This window comes from Bacteroides sp. RTP31139st1_H2_RTP31139_211217, from assembly GCF_040227615.1.
GTDB lineage: Bacteria > Bacteroidota > Bacteroidia > Bacteroidales > Bacteroidaceae > Bacteroides > Bacteroides uniformis.
This window is the reverse complement of sequence record NZ_JBCNZM010000271.1, coordinates 1-3539: the sequence shown is the minus strand read 5'-3', so window position 1 is coordinate 3539 and position 3539 is coordinate 1. Positions and strand designations below refer to the sequence as shown.

3 protein-coding genes are annotated in these 3539 nt (G+C 32.0%); all 3 read left to right on the top strand.

All coding sequences use genetic code 11. From position 1 onward, the window contains the following. The first annotated feature begins 395 nt into the window (after positions 1–395). From ABUA47_RS23715 to ABUA47_RS23705, 3 genes are read left to right on the top strand one after another with little or no spacing between them, the layout of a single operon-like run. Positions 396–1316 (top strand): ABC-three component system protein, encoded by a 921-nt coding sequence (locus ABUA47_RS23715; protein ID WP_139018686.1) that lies wholly within the window; start codon positions 396–398, stop codon positions 1314–1316. Further along, positions 1313–1570: an ABC-three component system middle component 6 gene (locus ABUA47_RS23710; protein WP_122139706.1), complete on the top strand. Its 258-nt coding sequence runs from the start codon at positions 1313–1315 to the stop codon at positions 1568–1570. The genes ABUA47_RS23715 and ABUA47_RS23710 overlap by 4 nt, the downstream gene beginning before the upstream one ends. Then, the gene (locus ABUA47_RS23705) at positions 1557–3293 is read left to right on the top strand and encodes a DUF2326 domain-containing protein (protein ID WP_196031188.1); all 1737 of its coding nucleotides are present in this window, start codon (positions 1557–1559) and stop codon (positions 3291–3293) included. The genes ABUA47_RS23710 and ABUA47_RS23705 overlap by 14 nt, the downstream gene beginning before the upstream one ends. Positions 3294–3539 lie beyond the last annotated feature (246 nt).

Genomic DNA, 3539 nt, shown 5'->3' with positions numbered 1-3539 from the left:
GAGATAAAACGGCAGGCACGTGAGGACAAGCTGTCCGAGAGCTATCCGCTGCCGAAAGAATAAGTCCATGTTTTTGCTTTGTACTGGTGAAACTATTGCCGTGAGGCAGGAAATCCCAAACTGCGTATTGGTGTTTGTCATAGCAATGGCTTCATACAGTTGTGAAACAGGATGAGGTTTCTTTTCTTGTTTGAATGGTGATACTCCAAAGGACAGCGGTCCGGAGGGGTATCATTTTTTATGTGTGCACCTAAAAGTGTTCCAGTTTTGTGGCGTAAAAACTGGAATGTTTCAACCATTAGTATGACTATGTGTTATGGAATATTTTAAATATTCTCAAAGAAGCATACAAGAATCATATGAAATCCATATCTTTGTAGTTAGATTTAATAGTCATGGATAGAAACACGAGATACATAGTACGTTTGATGTTTCAAACAAAAGTATATTCTTGTGACGGTGCAGCATTTGAGTCTTTTTTTACACAGATCATGCAACGTCACAACCGTAATTTCCAGCAGGTTAAACCACAAGGACAATACGGTGATAGAAAGAACGATGGTTTTGATAAAACAACGGGTACTTATTATCAAGTATATGCTCCTGAGGATATTAAGATAAAGGAGAAAGAAACAATAGAGAAGTTAGTTACGGACTTTTCTGGATTATATGCATACTGGCAATCTCTTTATCCCATACAAAGTTTCTTTTATGTAGTTAACGACAAGTATAAAGGTGCGTATGCCAGTTTATTTGCAGAATTACGTAAAATTGAAATTCAATATAAGGATGTTTGTGCTAATCCTTTCTTATGTAAAGATTTGGAAGATGTTTTCTTGAGTTTGGATGAAGTAGCAATAGATGATATTATTGGTGTTATTCCTAATCCAGACAATGTGGGAGTTGAATATGGTGTGATGAAAGATGTTGTTGATTACATGCTAAAAGTAAAAACTAATCCTCAAAAAGAAGTGATTCCCATAAATCCAAATTTTGAAGAAAAAATCATCTTTAATAAGCTGAGTGAACAGGTTGCTGTGTATTTAAAAAGTCATAGAATAAATGAAGGTGTAATTAATGATTTCTTTGAATATAACAGTAATTTCATTAAGAATGAACTTCGGAACGTGTTTAATGGTTTATATAATGAGGCATTAACGGTAATTCCAGACGCAACAAATAAGAGTGATGAAATCTTTTTTTATATTTATGAAAAGGCTTATCCTCAACATACTGTTGCTATTGATGCTGCTATTTTTACTTTAATGTCTTATTATTTTGAGTATTGTGATATTTTTAAAGCTCCTGAAATATGATTTTGCCTTCTAAACATATTAGTTTATCTGAGTCCTTATTGGGACTTGCCGGAATTTTATTGACTTTTTTGGCAAAAAGACCTTATACATTGGACGAACTATGGCAGGAGTATTCAAAGGTTAACAAAACAAGAGATGTTTTTCCGGCTTATCATAGTTTTGATAATGTTGTAATGGCTATAAACTTGTTGTACTTGATAGGGACAATTAATATAAATACTAACGGAGAAATTATAAAATATGAAACTACTTAAATTAAGAGCAAATAAAGAAAGTTTTCATACAATTCCTTTTAAATCAAAAGGTATTTCTCTGATTGTAGCCAAAAAGAGAACTGAAAACGAAAGAAACACATATAATAGCGTTGGAAAATCATTATCAATTGCTTTAATACATTTTTGTCTTGCTTCAAATAAAATACCTGCATTTGAGGAATTGCTTCAAGGGTGGATATTTTATCTTGATTTTGAGATAAATGGTAAAGAATATACTTCTTATCGAACAACTGAACAACAAGATGTAATATTTTTGAATGATGAGAAGATGTCTTTAGCTGAATTCAGAAGTTTCATGGGACAAGAGGTGTTTGGATTGACAACCCCTGTTAACTATCTAACCTTTAGAAGTCTTATTTCAAGATTCATTCGTCCTAAAAGAAGTAGCTATGATTTATATTGGGATTTTGTAAAAGAAGAACAAGATTATGTTAAACTTCTTAACAATTCTTATCTGTTAGGATTGGATATAGATAGGATTGTAAAGAAAAATAAATTAAAGGAAGATCTTGATGGAATAAAAGATTTAGGCAATAAGATACAAAAAGATCCAATAATGAAATCTTTCTTCATGAAAGATGAAGTATCAGAGAATGTTGAAATAAAAATTGTTGGATTGGAAAAAAAGATAAATGAATTACAATGCAACATTGATAATTTCGTAATAGCAGAAGATTATAATGAAATTAGAAAAGATGCTGATCGTATTTCTGCTTCTTTGAAGTCTTGTCAAAATGAGGCGATGAAGTATCGTATGGTTATTGCCAATATTGAGAAAAGTCTGCAATACAAGCCCGATATAACAAAACAACAACTTATTGATTTCTATAATGAGGCTAAAGTCCAATTAAGTGATATGGTTGTTAAAAGGCTGGAAGAAATAGAAGCCTTTAATGCAAAACTATTAGATAATAGAACTATTAATCTGTTACAGGAGAAAGCTCGATTTGAACGATCTTTGTCTGAAACAGAAAGTAAGATTGCCTATTTGGGACATCAAGAGAATGAGAAACTTCAGTATTTGGCTTCTCACGGGGCATTGGATGATTATACCCAATTAACCAAACTGTTAGCTGAATATAGGATGGAGTTGTCTAAGTTGGAGCAATATAAGCAATTGGTAAAAGAGTATAAGACTAAGTTAGAAGAAGTAAAAAAAGAGTTTGCTGATGAAAATCTTTCCACCAATAAATACCTTGAAGAAGTTGAATCTTTAATAAAGAAAAATATTTTAATATTTCAGTCTTTGACGGAACAATTCTACGAAGATAAAACATCCGGTATCACAATTGAAAATAATTCTGGAACAAATAAATTGCGCTTTGACATTAAGGCTAAAATAATGGATGATACGGGGGATGGCGTGAATGAAGTTAGAACTTTCTGCTTTGACTGGACTTTATTGAAAGGACAATATAATCATTCTGTAAAATTTATTTTTCATGATAGCCGATTGGTTTCAGAAAATGATCCTCGTCAAGTAGCTACGATGTTGAAAATTGCACAAAAAGAATGTGTGAACAATAATTTTCAGTATATATTGTCTGTTAATCAATCAACATTAGATTTATTAGCAAAAGAGTTATCAGAGGAAGAATATAAGGCATTAATAGTAGATACGGAGGTTTTGGAATTGAATGATATTTCAGATGCTAATAAATTATTGGGTATTCAACTTGATTTGAATTATACGAAAGAATAAGAGATACTTTTAACTATATAAGATGCTGCTTTTACCCCAAAAAGCTGGTTTTTTATATCTACCGAATGAATTTTACTGTAGTAAACTTTACGGTGGTAAAATTTTGGTTATATGATAATATAAACCCCACTTCGCCGCTTCGTTAGAAGCTGGCGGGGTGGGGTTATTTGTAAGCATTCGAACAAATGCACCTTTTACACTTTGAGGTTTGGTTGTAGCTTTGCGGCAGTGAATACAATCAAACCT

Bases quoted from the DNA above. Each gene is read 5' to 3' on its own strand.
- ABUA47_RS23715 (WP_139018686.1), top strand. From the start codon at position 396: ATGGATAGAAACACGAGATACATAGTACGTTTGATGTTTCAAACAAAA.
- ABUA47_RS23710 (WP_122139706.1), top strand. From the start codon at position 1,313: ATGATTTTGCCTTCTAAACATATTAGTTTATCTGAGTCCTTATTGGGA.
- ABUA47_RS23705 (WP_196031188.1), top strand. From the start codon at position 1,557: ATGAAACTACTTAAATTAAGAGCAAATAAAGAAAGTTTTCATACAATT.